This is a genomic window from Streptomyces rugosispiralis, from assembly GCF_024505145.1.
Classification (GTDB): Bacteria; Actinomycetota; Actinomycetes; order Streptomycetales; family Streptomycetaceae; genus Streptomyces; species Streptomyces rugosispiralis.
In genome coordinates this window covers 87,422-106,248 of sequence record NZ_JANIAA010000031.1, presented here as the reverse complement: position 1 = coordinate 106,248, position 18,827 = coordinate 87,422, and the positions used below count along the sequence as shown (strand labels likewise).

At 68.8% G+C, this 18,827-nt stretch carries 15 protein-coding genes and 1 tRNA gene; 6 read left to right on the top strand and 10 right to left on the bottom strand.

Annotated features, from left to right (window positions below):
* Nucleotides 1-76 precede the first annotated feature (76 nt).
* On the top strand, nucleotides 77-1,240 hold the full coding sequence (gene dndA / locus NP777_RS33750; protein ID WP_256653974.1) for a cysteine desulfurase DndA: 1,164 nt from the start codon (nucleotides 77-79) through the stop codon (nucleotides 1,238-1,240).
* On the opposite strand, the gene NP777_RS33745 is transcribed toward dndA, so the two are convergent.
* A complete protein-coding gene (locus NP777_RS33745) occupies nucleotides 1,241-2,677 on the bottom strand; it encodes a DNA phosphorothioation-associated putative methyltransferase (protein WP_256653973.1) in 1,437 nt (478 codons plus the stop codon). It abuts the gene before it with no gap.
* A 1,188-nt stretch (nucleotides 2,678-3,865) separates the two neighbouring features.
* Between NP777_RS33745 and NP777_RS33740 the strand changes: the two genes are divergently transcribed.
* The gene (locus tag NP777_RS33740) at nucleotides 3,866-4,426 is read left to right on the top strand and encodes a hypothetical protein (protein WP_256653972.1); all 561 of its coding nucleotides are present in this window, start codon (nucleotides 3,866-3,868) and stop codon (nucleotides 4,424-4,426) included.
* 205 nt (nucleotides 4,427-4,631) lie between these two features.
* On the opposite strand, the gene NP777_RS33735 is transcribed toward NP777_RS33740, so the two are convergent.
* Nucleotides 4,632-4,985, bottom strand: coding sequence for a helix-turn-helix domain-containing protein (locus NP777_RS33735; RefSeq protein WP_256653971.1), 354 nt, complete (start codon nucleotides 4,983-4,985; stop codon nucleotides 4,632-4,634).
* A 57-nt stretch (nucleotides 4,986-5,042) separates the two neighbouring features.
* On the opposite strand from NP777_RS33735, the gene NP777_RS33730 reads away from it, so the two are divergent.
* Both NP777_RS33730 and NP777_RS33725 read left to right on the top strand, forming a co-directional pair.
* Nucleotides 5,043-5,954 (top strand): hypothetical protein, encoded by a 912-nt coding sequence (locus NP777_RS33730; protein WP_256653970.1) that lies wholly within the window; start codon nucleotides 5,043-5,045, stop codon nucleotides 5,952-5,954.
* A 116-nt stretch (nucleotides 5,955-6,070) separates the two neighbouring features.
* The gene (locus NP777_RS33725; protein ID WP_256653969.1) at nucleotides 6,071-7,702 is read left to right on the top strand and encodes a hypothetical protein; all 1,632 of its coding nucleotides are present in this window, start codon (nucleotides 6,071-6,073) and stop codon (nucleotides 7,700-7,702) included.
* 256 nt (nucleotides 7,703-7,958) lie between these two features.
* Here NP777_RS33725 and NP777_RS33720 read toward each other — a convergent pair.
* From NP777_RS33720 to galU, 7 genes are all read right to left on the bottom strand, one after another.
* Nucleotides 7,959-8,032, bottom strand: a tRNA-Ala gene (locus tag NP777_RS33720).
* 75 nt (nucleotides 8,033-8,107) lie between these two features.
* Nucleotides 8,108-9,349, bottom strand: a complete 1,242-nt coding sequence (sepX, locus tag NP777_RS33715) for a divisome protein SepX/GlpR (protein ID WP_449343556.1) — start codon at nucleotides 9,347-9,349, stop codon at nucleotides 8,108-8,110.
* Between the two features lie 142 nt (nucleotides 9,350-9,491).
* Nucleotides 9,492-10,115: a GNAT family N-acetyltransferase gene (locus NP777_RS33710; protein WP_256653992.1), complete on the bottom strand. Its 624-nt coding sequence runs from the start codon at nucleotides 10,113-10,115 to the stop codon at nucleotides 9,492-9,494.
* Nucleotides 10,112-10,672, bottom strand: a complete 561-nt coding sequence (locus tag NP777_RS33705; RefSeq protein ID WP_256653967.1) for a MogA/MoaB family molybdenum cofactor biosynthesis protein — start codon at nucleotides 10,670-10,672, stop codon at nucleotides 10,112-10,114. Before NP777_RS33705 ends, NP777_RS33710 begins: the two co-directional genes overlap by 4 nt.
* Nucleotides 10,669-11,151 carry a cyclic pyranopterin monophosphate synthase MoaC gene (moaC, locus tag NP777_RS33700; RefSeq protein ID WP_138914182.1) on the bottom strand — a complete coding sequence of 161 codons (483 nt, stop codon included), beginning with the start codon at nucleotides 11,149-11,151 and terminating at the stop codon, nucleotides 10,669-10,671. Before moaC ends, NP777_RS33705 begins: the two co-directional genes overlap by 4 nt.
* 65 nt (nucleotides 11,152-11,216) lie before the next feature.
* On the bottom strand, nucleotides 11,217-12,536 hold the full coding sequence (gene glp / locus NP777_RS33695) for a molybdotransferase-like divisome protein Glp (RefSeq protein WP_256653966.1): 1,320 nt from the start codon (nucleotides 12,534-12,536) through the stop codon (nucleotides 11,217-11,219).
* Between the two features lie 4 nt (nucleotides 12,537-12,540).
* Nucleotides 12,541-13,443, bottom strand: a complete 903-nt coding sequence (gene galU, locus NP777_RS33690) for a UTP--glucose-1-phosphate uridylyltransferase GalU (RefSeq protein WP_137979212.1) — start codon at nucleotides 13,441-13,443, stop codon at nucleotides 12,541-12,543.
* Nucleotides 13,444-13,528: 85 nt separating this feature from the next.
* Between galU and NP777_RS33685 the strand changes: the two genes are divergently transcribed.
* Nucleotides 13,529-14,128, top strand: coding sequence for a 5-formyltetrahydrofolate cyclo-ligase (locus NP777_RS33685; RefSeq protein ID WP_256653991.1), 600 nt, complete (start codon nucleotides 13,529-13,531; stop codon nucleotides 14,126-14,128).
* 135 nt (nucleotides 14,129-14,263) lie between these two features.
* On the opposite strand, the gene NP777_RS33680 is transcribed toward NP777_RS33685, so the two are convergent.
* Nucleotides 14,264-17,032, bottom strand: a complete 2,769-nt coding sequence (locus tag NP777_RS33680; RefSeq protein WP_256653965.1) for a penicillin acylase family protein — start codon at nucleotides 17,030-17,032, stop codon at nucleotides 14,264-14,266.
* Between the two features lie 252 nt (nucleotides 17,033-17,284).
* Between NP777_RS33680 and NP777_RS33675 the strand changes: the two genes are divergently transcribed.
* Nucleotides 17,285-18,772: a potassium/proton antiporter gene (locus tag NP777_RS33675; protein ID WP_391858631.1), complete on the top strand. Its 1,488-nt coding sequence runs from the start codon at nucleotides 17,285-17,287 to the stop codon at nucleotides 18,770-18,772.
* Nucleotides 18,773-18,827 lie beyond the last annotated feature (55 nt).

Sequence of the window (18,827 nt, the reverse complement as noted above, 5' to 3'; positions counted from 1 at the left end):
GTGCCAGGCACAGGCAGCGGAGCATGTACGTTAACGATTTGACGTACATGACCTCAGAGGAACGACTCCGGAGGGGGTGGACGCCGTGGTGGCGTACCTGGATGTGGCGGCGACGACCCGCGTAGATCAACGCGTGGCTGACGTGGTGCTCCAATGGATGACCGAAGACTTCGGCAACGCCGGCAGCCGTACCCACGAGTTCGGCGCGCGCGCGAAGAAGGGCGTACAGGAGGCACGAGCATTCCTGGCGAGCACCGTAGGCGCCAAGCCTGAAGAGGTGATCTTCACAAGCGGGGCGACGGAGTCCAACAACATCGCCCTGCTCGGTCTCGCGCCCCACGGCGAGAAGACCGGACGCAAACACATCATCACCTCTGCCATTGAGCACAAGGCGGTGCTCGAGCCCCTCCAACATCTCCAGGAGACCCGGGGCTTCGAGGTGGACTTCCTGGAACCTGGCCCCTCAGGGCGGATCTCCAAGGATGCAGTGCTGGAAAAGCTGCGTCCTGACACCCTCCTCGTCTCTCTCATGCACGTGAACAACGAGACTGGCGTGATCCAGCCCGTCGCCGAGCTAGGCGAGGAGCTGCGCGGGACGCCGACCTACTTCCACGTCGATGCCGCCCAGGGCTACGGCAAGGTTCCGCAGGACCTCCAGGCACCCATCGATCTGATCAGCATCAGTGGTCACAAGGTCGGCGCCCCGAAGGGCGTGGGAGCACTGGTAACGCGCCGACGCGGCTGGGACAAGGCGCCCCTGACACCGCTCATGTTCGGCGGAGGTCAGGAACGGAAGCTCCGCCCCGGCACCCTTCCCGTCGCTCTGATCATGGGCCTCTACGAGGCGGCGGAGATCTTCCGGACGAATCGGGAACGGTGGGAACAGGATGCCCGGCAGATGCGCGAGCGGATGCTCGCTGCGCTGGGCAAGACGCGATTCCACGTGAACGGTGACGCCCAGCACTCCGTCCCCCACATCCTTAACGTGACGTTCGACGGCCTGAACGCCGAGGCACTGATCGTCCGTCTCAAGGAACAAGTCGCCATTGCCACTGGCTCGGCCTGCACTAGCGCGTCGTACACTCCGAGCCACGTCTTGACAGCCATGGACCTGCCGACCGAGGTCGCCTCGAACGGGCTCCGCTTCTCCTGGTTCCCGGATCAGGTCGCCGACTTCGACCCACAAGGGATCGCAGAGACAATCGCCCGAATGCAGCCGGACGTCGTGCCCGGGAAGTGATCAATCTGCTACGCGGCGAACCAACCGGTGCCCGCGGAGTTGCCGCCCGCACCTGACGAGCTCGGCTTCCCAGCCGTCTTCCGTACCGATCAGGTGCGGACGCTCGTACAGTCCCGCCTTCACCTCGGATTCGGTGAGCCGCCGGTAGCGCGGGACGTCGGGATCGTCAGGCGCGAGGAACTCGTGCTTGCGGTGCAGCAGAGGACGGTTCTGGGAGTGCGCGTACGAGAGGTGGGACGTCTCGAGCGACTGTAGATCGACCATGTACGAGGACAGGATGCGCGGGTGCGGGTCCTTGTCGAAGTCCGGGTAGTCGAGCCAGGAGACCGCCCGTCCCTGATGCCTCAGTTTGACGACGCTCCATTCCTGCGGGCGCCCTGCAGCGATCGATGCACAATGCTCGTACAGGCGCAGAACGGTCGGCGCCCGGTCGAGCGCTCGTCGATGCACGTACAGAGCTGTCGGGGTTACCTTCCCCACCGACGAGGCGTTCATCGCGCCCCGTACGTAGCCGTCGTCCCGTAGTTTGAGAAGAAGCCGGTCGGAGCGCTGGCACGCCTCGCGGTATGAGTTGAAGAAGGCGCGCACGTCCAATTGGATGCTCAGAGGCAGACTGCTGAACGGGCCACGGCCGTTGAAGAGTTCGACAGCCAGGTACAGAAGCGTGTTGAGAGTGGAGCGCCTGACGCCCTCAGCCATCGCCCCTGGGTCCGCGGAGTCCCGCACCAACCGCTTCACCTCACCCGGCTTGAGGTGGGCAAGCAGTTCGGCTGTTGCGCGAGGCGTCTCCTCGACACGTGGCTGCCGCCCCCGCCGCTCCACGTAGTCGACCAGCGCGGCGATCGCCGACGTCGTGTCCTCGGAAGCAAGCCATTCAGCGTCAGGCACGATGCGCTGGGCGAGGTACGCCAAACGCGCCGCCTCATCCTTGAATGCATACACGACCCCGGGTGCAGCGGAGACGACCCGAGTGCCCGTGACCTCCTCCACATAGGCACGAAGTTCACTGGCGCCGAAGAGGTGCTGGAACGTACCCCGGCTGGTCAGTAGACCGTCGCCGAAGCCCTGCCCGCGCACCTTCGACTTCTCCCAGGTGAGGCGAGCCGAAACGATGAGCACTGAAGTAGCGAGCTCCCACGCCCGTTTGAGCGTCGTTCGCCGTTCACCGGCATCTTCGATCACGTTAAGGACGTAGGTGAGGAGAACGACGTCGGATGGCTCCAGAGGCGCTTCCGGAGAGAAGTAGGGGTCCCAGCCGTTGACAGTGCAGCCGAGTCGTTTCAACGTCCGCACGTCGTCTCCCCGACCGCAGCCGTAATCCAGGATGACCCTGTTATCGGTAAGCTGGCGGTCGGCTAGGGCCTGGCGTGCGGGAACGGACAGGTTTGCGCGCCCGATGGCAGTCAGTCGCCGCTCGCTGTTCCAGAGAGTCTCCATGTCGTGCCGTTCCCACAAGTCGCGGTGAGTTTCGGGCGCAGCCTAGCCTCAGGCCTCCTCTTACGGGCATCGTTTCGGAAGTCTCTGCCGCCGGGGCACCAGCCCGTCGGGGAGCGGCCCTCAGTTCACATTGAGAGCTGCCCGGCAAAAGGGTGACGACGAGGTCGCCCGTACGGTTCAGTGCGGCTGGCTATGCAAATAGCCGGTGGCAAGGATGTCTTCATGCGTGTGCCCGACCCACGATTCCGCCGCCTGGCTTCTCTCGTTGCAATCGATGCTGATGAACGCGTGGCACTCCTACCTTGCGCGGATGCAGGATCTGAGCGATGGACCTTGCCGCGGTGCCCTGTACGAGCGCGAGAGACCTACGTGGAGGCTGCTGTCCGGCTAGCAGACTGTTGCTTCGCCGATCGTGTCGTGCGGTGGGGGTCAGTGCTGGGACGACGGTGGGCCCCTCCCCCACTTGGCGCCCCGCTGGTGCGCGTGGAAGAGCACCTCTTCCTTCTCCGCACCGACGTATCCCCCACGAGCCCGATCACTGCCAGGTCGCCTGGCACTGCGGCGAGGTGGGCGCCGCGGTCTCGCGTCGACGACCTCCTGCGGGAGGGCTACCGGGATACGACCGCTACCTTGATCGACGGATATCTCGGAGGGTGGCTGCCCGATGGTCCAATCACCCTTGACTAGCCGCCAAGCCATCGGACAGCGAGGGGCGCTGTCCGACTGGTGGTCGCGCAACTGGAAAGCGCCTCTGCCCAGCAGGCGAACCTCAGTGCATGGGGATCGCTAGTCGGCCATGCCAGACTCCTCTTCCAAGAACGACCACAGATAGCTGCGCGAGGGGCCGACCGCCCTCTGCTGATGCAGCGTCCTCTGGCAGACATGCATGCCATGCCAGTGTGCGGCCCCCCTACTGCTGCGCGACCTCCACAGAGGCTACGACGTGGCAGAACAGGCGCTCACCAAGCAGCGGCGAGTACACCAGCGCAAGCCTCACCTTCGCGTCCGGGGAGCTGCTCATGGCAACAGGCAGCAGCCATGGTCCCTCACGCAGTCTGGTATCCCGGACGGGTGAATTTAGGCGCTCAGTCACGGCGTTGCTGCAGGGCAGCCCTACAGTTAGGCGCTGAGGTCTTGGGCTCAAGCAGATTCGAGGAGCCCATCGCCTTGCGTTCATTGGGAGGCCAGATGACAGGTGACGCGCTACTTCAGCGTCTGGAGACGCAAGAGAACGATGTCCGCTCCCGGCTTGACGAGCTTCGGGGCGAGGTCACCCACCTGGAGGAACAGCTAGCGCATTTGGCCATCACCCGGCGAACCGTGACGGAGCTGCTGGCCGACGTTCAGCCGGCCCCCGGCTCTACGGACGAAGACGTACGCCCCATGCAAGCGGCGGAGCAGTTCGACGACGGACACCAAACCCCCGAGGACGCAGAAGCCGGTACGGACTCCGCTCGGCTCGGGGTTGTCCCGCCCCAAGATCGGAAGTCCAGCGGCTCTGGGACTGCCCAAGGAAGAACACGCGTGTTGGGGCCGGTGAGCGCGAAGATCTGCGTACTCGTCTCAAGTGCCGACCGACCCCTGACTGCCAAGGACGTCACCCTCGCCCTCGGGCGGAACGTCGAGAAGCGAACCAGAGTCGAGAGCGTTCGAGCGGCCCTGGAGAAGTTGGTCGCCAACGGCTACCTGATCAAGGTCGGCCCTGGGCTGTTCCGTGGGCGACACGAACAACGGGAAGGGGCCGCGTAGGAGAGAAGTAAGCGGGCATCAGCACACTCTGCTGAGCCCGAACATAGGTGGTGCCGCCGAGGGGCTAGCTCAGCGGCACCGGTGCACGTGACCCCTGCAACGGGCTTCAGCATGCCCTCGGAGAGTAACCCACGAATGGGCCAATCCGAGGGCCTGCTGGGCCGATTTCACTCTGCCTGCGTACAGAAAGCGGGCACTGGGAGGTTCAGCAATGTCTCGATCCTGGACCGGAAACCCCCGGGTACAGGCCGATTCCGAGCCCGTCCTCCAGACGGCTCAACGTGGCCACATCGGGCCAGCTACTACCGACGAGCAGGTTCGCGACCGCCTGACGATTGACCCCGCTGAGCGCCGCGACGCGTCTGAGACCGAGCCCCTGGCTGGTCATGTGCCTGGTCAGCGCGCTGGCGATGGCCTGCACCACCCGAGCCTGGGGGTGATCGGGGATCGTCGCCTCGGGCCAGTTCTCCGGGTCCCGGGCCAGTTCCCGCGGCGGCACGCTGCGTGCTTGTCCTCCGGGCATGCGGATGCGCTCCTGACAGTCGAAGTGCACACTCACGACAGAAGCGGCTGCTTGTGTAGCCACTTCTCGTGGTGTGTTCCTTTGGAGACGGATGTGAGCGGCGCGATCCTGGGCTACCGGCCATTGGAGGAGCCGTCGGAATGGCCTCTGGTCGCCGACGGCGTCCGCATGGTGGCTGCAGCGACCTGCGATTCCGTGCCGTACCCGGTCCCGAAGCTGATGCTGGTGTTGTCCGGGATCGCCACCTTCGCCGAGCGCGTCGGGCTCGCCCGTGATCCGATGGTCTGGCTCACGCCGGAGACGATCACCAGGTACCTGCTGGCTCGCCCCTCCCTCCGGGGCAGCACCATTCAGACGTACCGGAGCATCTTGCTGCGAGTCCGCGAAGCCCTGCTCTGGCTGGAGAGCGGGCGGCAACCGACGCCGAAGATGCGTGCTTCTCGGCAACGACCGGCTCCATACACGCCCCCGGAGCTGGCACGCCTCCTCATGTGGGGCCGTGGTCTGCCCGGGACCAACACCCACGGCGGCAGCGCACTGGCTCTGCTCGCGCTGGGCGCCGGCTGCGGGCTGTTTCGCCGCGAGCTCCTTGCAGCCCGCGGCACAGACGTTACGGTGCTGCCCTCCGAGGCCGTAGTGGTGGCCGTACCCGGCAGTGACCGGCTCGTGGTGTGCCGGGCCATGTGGGAAGAGGCTCTTGCCGAACGTGCCCGCTCTGCGGGCGATGGGTACCTGTTCCTGCCTCAGCGCCAAGCGGCCGAGCCGAAGAACGGCATCACGAACTGGGTGAAACGGATCCAGCGCGGCTCGTCCGGTCTGCCGGAGCTCAAGCTGCCACGACTCCGCAGCACATGGATCGTGGAGCTGCTGCGACAGCGAGTGCCGGAAGACGTGATCGCCGCTGCGGCAAGCATGGGGTCGACTGCAGCACTCGCGCCCTATAGGGAATGGGTGCCGCAACTCACCCAGGCAGCCACCACTCGCATGCTCCGGGGCTGGGCGTGAGGACGCCCGCGGACGACCCTCGTTATCAGGCAGGCAACGGTCGGCCTCGCCGGCCCTACCCCCACTCACCTGAGCCGTCCACGCTGGACGATGGACGCGTCAGAAAGCTCTACCTCATGCTGAAGCGCAGCGGGGTGCTGGAGGTAGCAGAGGAACTGTTCGCCCCTTTGCCCGGCCCCAAGGGCTACCCGATCCGACTGGTTCTGCTCGGTCTGGTCTGTGCGTGTTACGAGAAGGCCAGCACCAATCTCGATGACGGCTTCGAGGCCATCACCTTCGGGACCAGCGAGCGCCTGCGCGCAGAGCTGTCCATCCCAACCTGCGACATCGAGGACCAAGACGCAGTCAACGCGCTCTACAACCGCTTCCACCGTGCCTGGAACCGTCTGGTCAGACTGCTCGATGCAGCTCCGCATGAACGTCGCAGTCGTCTCCCCCGCGCTAAAGGCCGCAAGATCGCTGCGGTCTGGAACGGCCCTGGTGGTGCGCCACCCCTGCGCCGACTTGAGGAACTCGCCAACCGACTCGTCACCACTCCAGTACGCACCGCCTTCGCCAAACGGCTGATGCGCCACTGGACCGGTGACGTCGCCGTCGACACCACCAGTCTCCCGAGTTGGGCCAAACCCCACACCCGTAAGCGCTCCTCGCTCGAACCGAGCGCCAACTGGCATTACAAGGGAGGCGGGGGCAGGGAGTTCGGCTACAGCCTCACAATGGCGATCACCGCCCACGCGGATCCGGCTAGCGCGGGCCGCTACCCCCAACTGATCCTGGGCATGGTCCTGCACACCCCTGAGAAGGACATGGGGCGCCACGCCTGGTACGTCAGCAGCGTCCTGTCCCAGTTCACCCACTTGCGGGGCTTCGCTGCGGCCGACCGCGCCTACACCAAACTGCGCCCCAAGAACTTCCACCAGCCCATGCGCGACTTGGGTTTCATGCCAGTGCTCGACTTCTCCAAGACACAGGTCGGCCCTGAGGCCCACCATCAGGGCGCCATCGCCAAAGTGGGGCGCCTGTTCTGCCCCAGGACACCACGCCCCCTGCTCGACCTCTACCAGCAGGTCCGCGACGCCAAGAACGAGCGCGAACGCGTACCTCTGCGGGAGCGTTTGCAGGAGATCGAGCCGTACGCGCTCGTTCGCAAGGCCACGGCCGACGAGCGCGGCAATGAGCGCTACTCCTGCCCTGCCGCCAAGGTCAACTGTCCCTGGGCGCGAGAGCGGGAACAACGCGGCTCCCGTAAGAAGGGAACCGTGCCGCTCAACATTGATTTGGACGGTCCTCGCGCCCGGGCCTCCTACCCAGCAGCTCGCCCTACCGTCGATGTCCCGGACATCCCCTTCGGCGAACGGCCCAAGTGCTGCGACCAGTCCTCCGTCACGGTGCAAGCCAACGTGATGCCCCGCATGCGGCAGGAACTGCCTTGGCAGACCATGTCCTGGGCCCTGGCCTACCAGTCCCTGCGCTCCCACATCGAAGGAGGCAACGGCCGCCTCAAGTCCGTCGACGCCGCCCTGCACGCCCGGGAAAGGCGCCAGCCGCGCGGCCGCGTCGCCCAGACGCTCCTCGCCGCGATCACGGTGATGGTCGAAAACATCATCGAACTCGAACGCTTCCTCAGGGCCAGCAAGGAGAAGACCAGCACTGCCCTGGTGCTCCAAGCCGACGAGACCCTCCCGCCGTACCCCGCGCTCCAGGAGATCCCCGCACTCAGCGGCACGGCCATAAGCCGCAGTCCGTGAGCCGACGCGGACCCCACATCTGAAGATCGACAAGTCGCCAGACCGCAGGCATCTGCCCCCATGCCTGCGGTCCCCGCGGCATGCCCGCATCTCCACCGCCGATCCCGGCCCGCTCCGGCACGGGGGTGCCCCAGCGGCTCGCCAGCCTGACTTCCGTACTAATCGAGGCCAAAACGACGAGATCCCGACCCGACGGTGACCGTCTGATCGGGATCTCGTGAACCGTTCGCGGGCGAACCCGCGAACGGCCCTGCGGTGGACCTGAGGGGATTTGAACCCCTGACCCCCTCGATGCGAACGAGGTGCGCTACCAGTCTGCGCCACAGGCCCTTGCAACGAGTGAAACTCTAGCATCCCCTCCGGGGTGCTTGGTAATCCGTTCCCCGCTGGTCAGTGAAGGGGCCGTCACTCGTTGGCAGCACGCGGCCGGTCCTCGTCGGCGTACTGGTCGAAGAGGGGGGTGCGGCCGCGGTCGCGGGTGCCGCGGGGTGGGGCGGCGACCGGGTCCGGGGCCGGGGCGGGGTCATGGGCGGAGGCGGGGTCGACGGTGCTGGAGCGGGCCGAACTCCAGGCGTCGGGGGCGGCCAAGTCGACGCTGCCGGTGGCGCGCGGGGCGACCGGAGCGGTGACGTAGGTGGGCAGTGGGACCGGCACCGGCTCCCAGCCCTCCCCGGCGGCCGGACCCCGCTCGCGCTCGCGCTCCTGGTCCACCCACTCGGCGTGATCGGTCTGCTCGACCAGCGCGCGGCGCCCGGCCGCGTGCGGCGAGGGCGCCTTTACGGGGGCGGGCTCGGCCTCGGCGGGGGCGGGAGGGTCGGCGGGGCGGTCCTCGGCGGAGGGGCCCTCGGCGGGCGGATGGGCCCGCGGACGGCGCTCACGCAGCCGCTGCGCGGCCTGCTCGGCATGGCGCTGGTCCATGGTGAAGGCGAAGCGGCGGCGCTCCTGGGCGCGGAGGTAGGCGATATAGGCGCTGAGCAGTATGGCCGGGATGCCCGGGGCCCACAGGAAGGCGAGGCCGCCGACGGCGGCGACGATCGCGCCGAGGGTGAAGGCGACGAAGAGGATCACGGTGGTGCGGCGACGGCGCGCGAGTACTCGGGCGCGCCGTCCACGGTCCAACGCGCTCCAGCCTCCGCCGGCTGCCCCGCGTGCACCGCTCGCGCCCCCGGCGCCCGAGGCCCGCGCACCGCTCGCACTTCCGGCGCCCGCGCCACGCGCACCGCCCGCGCTCCCGGCCGCCGGCGCCGACGCGCCCTCGGCGAGGGCGTCGGCACTCATGGGGGCGGGGGCACGCAGGGTTACGGGCTCGGCGAAGGCCCGGACGTCGACCGCGTCGGTCACCGCTTCCGGGTCGGCCGCGTAGCGCCCCGGCTCGGCGGGGCCGCCCCCCGTGGCGGGGGCGTCCGCGTCCTCGGCGGTGCGCTCGGCGGGTTCGTCCGCCGGGTCCCCGGGGCGCTCGAGGTCCGCACGGCTCTTGGCGTAACGGCGCTCCATGCCCGCCCGTCCGGACAGCAGCCGGATGGCGGTGCTGAAGCGTTCCGTCGGACGGGCCTCATTGAGCTCGTCCTGCCTACGAAGCCACATCGGCACCAAATAGGCGGCCCAGGCCCCGACGATGACTGCGTAGATGAGGCCACTGCTGCTCACGCTCACACGGTAGAGGGGTCCGCATGAGGCCATCTGCCAATTGGCGCGGTGTGTCGCACGATCTGGCTGATATCTCGAAAGTTTTTTGTGATTGTTGGGATGACCAGGTTGGAAATGTTCTCCCGCTATTCGAACAGATATTTCATTTCTGTGATGCGCCTGGTCGAGTCCGGTGCCACCGGTTCAGCAGCCCCTCGGACAGTTCCTCCACCGTGAGCGCGTAGACCAGGTGGTCGCGCCATGCGCCGTCGATGTGGAGATAGCGGGGCCGCAGCCCTTCCTGGCGGAATCCGAGTTTCTCCACCACCCGGCGGCTGGGCAGGTTCTCGGGCCGGATACACACCTCGATGCGGTGCAGTCCGACGGTGCGGAAGCAATGGTCGACGGCGAGCGCGACCGCGGTCGGCATCACTCCGCGCCCGGCCACCGCCTGGTCGACCCAATAGCCGACATGGCCCGAGCACATCGAACCCCAGGTGATCCCGGCGACCGTCAACTGCCCGGCCAGCCGCCCCTGGTACTCGATGATGAACGGCAGCATCCGCCCGCCGTGCGCCTCCGCCCGCAGATGGCGGACCATCTGCCGGTAGGTGGGCCGATGGGTGACCGGCCCGCCCGGCGGGGGCGGCGGGATGGTCGCCTCCCAGCGCCGCAGCCACTCCCGGTTCCGCTGGTTGACCTCGCGCCAGGCGCGCTGGTCGCGCAGCTTTATGGGGCGGAGGACGGTGTCGCCGTCCGCCAGCACGACCGGCCAGGGGGCGTTCAGCGTGCGCTCCCGGCCCGCCCCGCGGGATCGGCGGGATCATCGGCGGGGGCGGCGGAATCGGCGGGTCTGCGGTGGTCCCCGCCATGGATCTGGTCGACCGCGTGGACCAGGAGGCGGCCGAGCACCTTAAGGCCGTCACGCACCCCACCGGTTGAGCCGGGCAGATTGACGACCAGGGTGGTGCCGGCGACCCCGGCCAGGCCCCGGGAGAGCGCGGCGGTGGGCACCTTGGCGAGTCCCTCGGCCCGGATGGCCTCCGCGATCCCGGGGATCTCGTAGTCCAGGACCCGGCGGGTGGCCTCGGGGGTGCGGTCGGTGGGGGTGAGACCGGTGCCGCCGGTGGTCACCACGACGTCGTACGAGGCCGCCACGGCGTCCCGCAGGGCGGCCTCCACCGGATCGCCGTCCGGCACCACGCGCGGACCGTCCACGGCGAAGCCGAGCCCGGCCAGCCCCTCGGCGATCAGCGGGCCCCCGGTGTCGGCGTAGACCCCGGCGGCGGCGCGGTTGGAGGCAGTGACGACCAAGGCGCGGCGTGACGCCGCTGAGCCGCTCACGCCCGGCTCCAGTCGCCGGACTTGCCGCCGGTCTTCTCCTCCACCCGGACGTCGGTGATGACGGCTCCCTTGTCGACGGCCTTGACCATGTCGATCACCGTCAGGGCGGCGACCGAGACCGCCGTCAGGGCCTCCATCTCCACGCCCGTGCGGTCCGTGGTCTTCACGGTGGCTGTGATCTCGACGGCGTCGTCGGCGACCTCGAGGTCCACCGTGACGCCCGACACCGCGAGCGGATGGCACAACGGGATCAGATCCGGGGTGCGCTTGGCGCCCATGATGCCCGCGATCCGCGCGGTGGCGAGGGCGTCCCCCTTTGGGAGGCCCTCGCCGCGCAGCAGTTCCACGACGCGCGGCGCCACGCGCACGCGGCCGCTCGCCCGGGCGGTGCGCGCGGTGACGTCCTTGGCCGAGACGTCGACCATGCGGGCGGCGCCCGACGGGTCGAGGTGGGTGAGATGGTCCTGGGCGCTGCTCATCGTTCTCCCGGTCCGGGCCAGGTGGCTCCTGTGTGGGACGACACCGTACCCGCCGCGGTCGGCTGCTAGGCCAGCAGGACGACGTCCACCTCGGCGCCGGGGGCGACCTGGGTGACGTCCTCGGGGACGACGATCAGCGCGTTGGCGTGCGCCATGGCCTTGATCAGGTGCGATCCCGCGCCGCCCACCGGGCTGACGGTGGCCGGGCCGTCGAGCGTGGCCGGCTCGTACCAGCCGCGCAGGAACTGGCGCCTGTCCTTGGGCGAGGAGGCGACGCCCTCGGGGCAGACCGCCTGCGCGATGGTGCGGTGGACGTCGGCGCTGCCCAGCATGGTGCGGATGACGGGGCGCACGAAGAGCTCGAAGGAGACGTACGAACTCACCGGGTTGCCGGGCAGGGCCATCAGCGGGGTGTTCTCCGGGCCGACGCGGCCGAAGCCCTGGGGCTTGCCGGGCTGCATGGCCAGCTTGCGGAAGTGCACCTCGTGCATCGCCTCCTTGACCACGTCGTAGGCACCGACGCTGACGCCGCCGCTGGTGACGACGATGTCGGCGCGGACCAACTGGTCCTCGACGGCGGCGCGCAGCGTGGCGGCGTCGTCGGCCACCGCGCCCACCCGGTAGGCGATCGCGCCGGCCTCCCGGGCGGCGGCCGTGAGCTGGAAGCTGTTGGAGTCGTGGATCCGGCCGGGGCCCGCCTCCTCACCGGGCTGGACCAGCTCACTGCCGGTGGAGAGCACCACCACCCGCGGCCGGGGCCGCACCATCACGGTGGCGCGGCCGAGCGCGGCCAGCAGCCCGAGCTGCGAGGCGCCCAGGACCGTGCCGGCACGCAGCGCGAGCTCGCCGGCGTCCGCGTCGCTGCCCCGGGTGCGCACGTGCTGGCCCTCCCGCACCGGGCGGAAGACGCGCACCCTGCCGCTGCCGCCGTGGGGGTCCGAGCCCCGTGCGGGCATATGGGTGACCGGTCCGCTGTCGAGGCCACCGTCGGTCCACTCGACGGGGACGATGGCCTGGCCGCCGGGCGGGACCGGGGCGCCGGTCATGATCCGGGCCGCCTCGCCCGGACCGACGGCGGGCAGGTCACCGCTGCCCGCCGCGATGTCGCCGATGACGGTCAGCACCGCGGGATGGTCCTCGGTCGCGGCCGCGACGTCAGCCGTACGGACGGCATAGCCGTCCATGGAGCTGTTGTCGAACGGCGGAAGCGCGCCGGGGACGGTGACGTCCTCCACCAGGACGCAGCCCTGGGCCTCGAGCAACTGCAGCTCGATCGGCTCCAGCGGATGGACGTGCCCGAGGATGTCGTCGAGGTGCTCGGCCACCGTCCAGACCCGGTCCTGGTCCGGGCCGCGGTCCGCGGCCCGTTCTGCGGTGCTGCTCAAGGTGCTACATCTCCTCGGTGACGTAACTGCGAAGCCATTCCCGGAACTCCGGGCCCAGGTCTTCACGTTCGCACGCGAGTCTGACAATGGCACGCAGATAGTCGCCGCGGTCGCCTGTGTCGTAGCGGCGCCCCTTGAAGACGACGCCGTGCACCGGGCCGCCGAGGTCCGGACTGGAGGCTAGCGCCTGCAGGGCGTCGGTGAGCTGGATCTCGCCACCGCGGCCCGGCTCGGTCTCGCGCAGCACCCCGAAGACGGCCGGGTCGAGCACATAGCGGCCGATGACGGCGTAGTTGCTGGGCGCGTCCGCCGGGTCGGGCTTCTCGACCAGGCCGGTGACCTGGACGACGTCGTCGTCCACGGTCGGCTTGACGGCCGCGCAGCCATAGAGGTGGATCTGTGCCGGGTCCACCTCCATCAGGGCGATGACGCTGCCGCCGTGCCGCTCCTGGACGTCGACCATGCGGGCCAGCAGCGGGTCGCGGGCATCAATGAGGTCGTCGCCGAGGAGGACGGCAAAGGGCTGGTCACCGACGTGCGGGGCGGCGCAGAGCACGGCGTGGCCGAGCCCCCTGGGGTCTCCCTGGCGGACGTAGTGCATGGTCGCCAGGTCGCTGGACTCCTGGACGCGGGCGAGTCGGGTCTCGTCGCCCTTACGGGTCAGGGCCTCTTCGAGCTCGTAGTTGCGGTCGAAGTGGTCTTCCAGGGGCCGCTTGTTACGACCGGTGATCATGAGGACGTCGGACAGTCCGGCGGTGACTGCTTCCTCGACGACGTACTGGATCGCCGGCTTGTCGACGACCGGCAGCATCTCCTTGGGGGTGGCCTTGGTGGCCGGAAGAAAGCGGGTTCCGAGTCCCGCGGCAGGGATGACAGCCTTGCTGATCCGAGTACGCGATTGAGTCATGTACCGAACCCTATCCGGTGCCTTTGGGGCAGATGATGAGTATTCGGTGAATATGGCATGAGACAGGGAGATTGCGCACCCAGTGATCAACACCGACGCTAGTAAGCGCGCGTTGCGGAGACGTCACCTGACGATGAGGTCCAGGTTGACGGCGGATGACATCGAGACGGCCGGCGCCGCCCTGGCGTGTCGCGCCCTGGAGCTTCCCGAGCTCGCCGGGGCGGCCACGGTGGCGGCCTATGTGTCCATGGGCGGCGAGCCCGGTACCCATGCCCTGAGAGAGGCCCTGCGCGCCCGCGGGGTCCGGGTGCTGCTTCCGGTGCTGCTCGAGGACGACGATCTCGACTGGGGCGAGGACGAGGGGCCGGAGCGGCTGGCGCCCGCCCGGCGCGGCCTGCTGGAGCCCGAGGGGCCGCGGCTCGGCCCCGAGGCGGTGACCGGGGCGGACGTGGTGCTGCTGCCCGGACTCGCGGTGGACCGGCGCGGGATGCGACTGGGCCGCGGCGGCGGCTCGTACGACCGGGTGCTGGCCCGGCTGGCGGCGGCGGGGGCCGATCCGGCGCTGGTGGTGCTGCTGTACGACGGTGAACTGCTGGACGAGGTGCCCGAGGAGGCCCACGACCGTCCGGTGCACGCGGCGGTGACGCCGTCGGGCCTCCACCGCTTCACGCCGCGGCCCCGCTGAAGGCGCCCGGAGGCGTCTGTCGGCGGGGCCGCGAGGGTCGAACGGGCCCGGGGACCGACCGGGGGCGGAAACGCCCCTCAGACGGCCACCGGGCCCGTCGGGGCCCGTGCGGGGCCCCGGGTGCTCCATGGGGAACTACGGGGTGAGCGCCAGCTCGTCCTCCGTCGACTTGTCCACGGCGCTCTTGTTGAACGCCCAGGGCAGCAGCTCGCCCTTCGCCCACTTCTCGGTCTGGTCCGTGTAGTGCGCGTTGTAGGCGTGGCCGGAGGCGCCGGTGAGATTGATCCAGCGCGACTTGTCGAGGTTGTCGAGGTTGACGACCATCCGCATCGAGGGAACCCAGGTGACGTCGTAGCCGCCCGCCGCGTTCCAGCCGGTGGCGTTGACCGCCGCCTCACCGCCGGAGAGGTTCCACGGGCCCCGGTTGAGGAGCCACTGCACCACACCGGGGCCGTCGGTGCCCAGGGTCTGGTTCTTCAGCGTCAGCCGGTGCAGCCGGCCCCAGCTCCAGCTGTTGATGTCCTTGCCCAGCTTGGCGGTGAGCTCCGAGCGCGCGGCCCGCATGGCCTGCGCCAGCAGCTCGTCACGGTTGGTGGCGCCGGGCTTGTTGCGGGTGCCCGCCGTCTTCCACCAGTCGTTCTTCGGATCCTTGATGATCTTGCGTACGACCTCGTACCAGCGGTCACCGCCGTCGGGCTGGGCCATGTCGGGGTCGCGCTTACCGCATTCGCGCACCAGCCGGGCGTTGCCGTTCAGGTCCTCCAGCGGACCCGAGTCGTCGGCCGGGCGCACCCGCAGGCACTCGCCCTTGACCCGCAGCTCCTTGGGGAGCTTGTCGCCGAAGGCCAGCTTGAGGGTGTTGCGCCAGACGGCGTTGAAGTACGCGGCGGCCGCCGAGTCCGAGTCCTGGGTGTAGTCCCAGCTCTCCAGCAGCTTCTGGGCCTGGCGCACGTAGTCGTCCTTGACCTCGACCTTCAGCAGATAGGGCGTCAGCAGCTTGGCGATCTCGCTGCTGTTGTCCATCTGCAGGGACTGCATGTCGTCCGTGGAGATCTTCCCGCCGTCCTTGACCTTCGACTCGATGAGGTCGGTGATGCGCTGGCTCCGCGCTCCGTACCCCCAGTCGTCGGTCAACAGATACGGGTAGTTCTTCTTGTCTATGACGGCCTGGTTGGCGGTGACGATATAGCCGCGATCGGGATTGAGCTCCCAGGGCAGCGCCGACTGCGGGATGTACTTGCTCCACTTGTAGCGCGAGTCCCAGCCGGGCGCCGGGTAACGGCCGTCGCCCCTGGAGCGCACCGGGATCTGGCCGGGCGCCTGGTAACCGATGTTGCCCTTGGTGTCGGCGTAGATGAGGTTCTGGGAGGGGACCGCGAAGTCGCGGGCCGCCTTACGGAAGTCGCTGAAGTTCTTGGCGGTGTTGAGCTTGAAGACCGCGTCCATGGTGTTGGACGGGGTCAGCGCGGTCCACTTCAGCGCCACCGCGTAGCCGTCGCCGCGGTCGGGGGCCACGTCATCGGCGCCGGAGCCCACCGGGGCACTCTTGCCGACGTCGGAGAGCTCGTCGTCGCGGTCGGAGACGATCGGGCCGTTGTTGGTGGTGCGGACGGTGATCTTACGGCTCGCGCCGCCCGCGACCTTGATGGTCTCCTCGCGGGTGGTGAACGGAATCTGCTTGCCGTCGTAGAGATAGCCGTCGGCCGTGACCTTCTCCAGGTACAGGTCGCTGACGTCGGCGCCGAGGTTGGTCATGCCCCAGCTGATGTCCTGATTGTGGCCTATGACCACACCGGGCAGACCGGCGAAGGTGAAACCCGCCGCGTCATACGGACACTCGCTGGTGACCTGCTTGCAGTGCAGCCCCATCTGGTACCAGACGGACGGCAGCTGGGGCGCCAGGTGCGGGTCGTTGGCGAGCAGCGGCTTGCCGGTGGTCGTGTACTTGCCGGAGACCACCCACGAGTTGGAGCCGATACCGGTCCCGTTCGGGCCCAGCAGCGCCGGGACGTCGTCCAGGGTCTTGGAGAGCGAGGACAGCTGCGTCTGCAGCCCCTGAGCGGCTCCGGTGGCCCCTCCGTCCACCGAGCCGGCGCCACTCGTGCCGCTCGTGGAGCCGGCCGGGGTGCCCTTGGGGTCGAACTCGTCCGTGACCCCGTTGACGGCGCCGCCCTGGACGATCGGCTTGTTCCGGCTGTACGGGTAGGACGGGTAGAGCTCGTCTATCTGCTTGGCGCTGAGCCGGTTGGAGGCCAGGGCGCGGTCCACCTCGTCCTGCATGTTGCCGCGCAGGTCCCAGGCCATCGCCTTGAGCCACGCCAACGAGTCGACCGGGGTCCACTTCTCGGGCTTGTAGCCGTCGTTCTTGAAGTCCAGGGCCGCGTACTCGACGGACAGCGCGTCCCCCTGGTGGTCCTTGAGGTAGGCGTTGACGCCGTCGGAGTAGGCCCGCAGATACTTCTTGGTGGCGGCCGACACCTTGGTGTCGTACTCCTGCTTGGCCACCCGGTGCCAGCCCATGGTGCGCAGGAACGCGTCGGTCTCCACCTGGCCGGAACCGAACATCTCCGAGAGCCGGCCCGCGGTCATATGGCGGCGGACGTCCATCTCCCAGAAGCGGTCCTGGGCCTGGACGAACCCCTGGGCGCGGAAGAGGTCCTCGGAGGTGCCGGCGTAGATCTGAGGTATCCCGTAGCCGTCACGCTTGACCTGCACGGGGCCGGACAACCCCTTCAGCTGCAGCGATCCCGTGGTCTCCGGGAAGGAGGCTCGAACTGTACTGATGCTCCAGTACGCGCCGTAGCCGACGCCCCCGACGAGCAGCAGCACGACTGCGATCACGATCAGGCGGAGACGTCGGCTCTTCTTCTTTTTGGGAGAAGAGCCGGTTGTGTTGGCGGGCATCGCTGTCCTTCGAGGGGCAGGGTGAACCTGGAGTGCTGGAGCAACCATAGGCGCAGCGCTGTCGCCGCCCCTACGCGGAGTCATGACTGACGCCCCGGACCGGCCACCGCCCGGTCTCGTACACCTCGGTGAAGCCTTCTCGTCGGAGGCTCGCGTCAAGATCCCGTAAAATGTTAGATAAGGCAATGAAGTTCCGGTCGGTGGGGACCCCTTCGCAGCGTTCCCTCCGCTCCCGCGAGAAAGGGTCGGCCCCTGACTGTTCACCACCTCAACGAGCTGCTGTTGATCTGCTCCCTCGTCCTGCTCTTCGCGGTGGCGGCCGTAAGGGTGTCATCACGCAGTGGACTGCCCACGCTGCTGATCTATCTCGGGATCGGCGTCGCCATCGGCACGGACGGGATCGGCGTCACCTTCAACGACGCCGAGCTGACGCAGATCCTCGGCTACGCCGCGCTGGTCGTGATCCTGGCCGAGGGCGGTCTGGGCACGAAGTGGAGCGAGATCAAACCCGCCCTTCCGGCAGCCGCGGTCCTGTCCACCGTGGGCGTCGCGGTGAGCGTGGGGATCACCGCGGCGGCGGGGCACTACGTGGTGGGACTGGACTGGCGGCAGGCGCTGATCATCGGCGCGGTGGTGTCGTCCACGGACGCGGCGGCCGTCTTCTCGGTGCTGCGCACGGTGCCGCTGCCCAAGCGGCTCACGGGCGTCCTGGAGGCCGAGTCGGGCTTCAACGACGCCCCTGTGGTGATCCTGGTGGTCGCCTTCTCCAGCCAGGGCCCCATGGATTCCTGGTACGTCCTGATCGGCACGATCGCCCTGGAGCTGGCGATCGGCGCGGTGATCGGCATCGCGGTCGGCTGGCTGGGCGCTTATGGCCTGCGGCATGTGGCGCTGCCCGCCTCGGGTCTGTACCCGATCGCGGTGGTCGCCATCGCGGTGACCGCCTACGCGGCGGGTTCGCTGGCACACGGGTCCGGCTTCCTCGCCGTCTACCTCGCCTCGCTCATCATGGGCAACGCGCGGCTGCCGCACTGGCCGGCGACGCGCGGCTTCGCCGAGGGGCTGGGCTGGCTCGCCCAGATCGGGATGTTCGTCCTGCTGGGGCTGCTGGTCACCCCGCATGAACTGGGCGATGACATCCTGCCCGCCCTCGTGGTGGGGCTGGTGCTGACCGTGGTGGCCCGCCCGGTGTCGGTCCTGGTCAGCACGGCGCCGTTCCGGCTGCCCTGGCGGGAGAAGGCTCTGCTGTCCTGGGCGGGGCTGCGCGGGGCGGTGCCGATCGTGCTGGCGACCATCCCGATGGTCAGCGATGTGCCCGGCAGCCGCCGGATCTTCAACATCGTCTTCGTGCTGGTGATCGTCTACACCCTGATCCAGGGGCCGACACTGCCCCGGCTCGCCCCCCGGCTGCGGCTCGAGGAGCCCGAGCCTGCGGACCTGGGCATCGAGTCGGCGCCGCTGGAGCGGCTGCGCGGCCATCTGCTGTCGGTGTCGATCCCCCAGTCGTCCAAGATGCACGGCGTCGAGGTCGGCGAGCTGCGGCTGCCCCAGGGGGCCGCGGTCACCCTGGTGGTCCGGGACGAGACCAGCTTCGTACCGCTGCCCTCGACGACGCTGCGGCGCGGCGACGAGCTGCTGGTGGTGGCCACGGACCCGGTGCGCGACGCGGCGGAGCGGCGGCTGCGGGCGGTGGGCCGGGGCGGCAAGCTGGCGGGCTGGCTGGGCAGCGGAGCGAGTTGAGGAGCCTGCCGGGGACCGCCCCGGACGGTGTCTTCGATCACCGTATGTCTCGTCC

Coding starts and splice junctions, on each gene's coding strand:
- NP777_RS33745 (WP_256653973.1), bottom strand. CDS start 2,677: ATGGAGACTCTCTGGAACAGCGAGCGGCGACTGACTGCCATCGGGCGC.
- NP777_RS33740 (WP_256653972.1), top strand. CDS start 3,866: ATGACAGGTGACGCGCTACTTCAGCGTCTGGAGACGCAAGAGAACGAT.
- NP777_RS33725 (WP_256653969.1), top strand. CDS start 6,071: ATGCTGAAGCGCAGCGGGGTGCTGGAGGTAGCAGAGGAACTGTTCGCC.
- moaC (WP_138914182.1), bottom strand. CDS start 11,151: ATGAGCAGCGCCCAGGACCATCTCACCCACCTCGACCCGTCGGGCGCC.
- galU (WP_137979212.1), bottom strand. CDS start 13,443: ATGACTCAATCGCGTACTCGGATCAGCAAGGCTGTCATCCCTGCCGCG.
- NP777_RS33680 (WP_256653965.1), bottom strand. CDS start 17,032: ATGCCCGCCAACACAACCGGCTCTTCTCCCAAAAAGAAGAAGAGCCGA.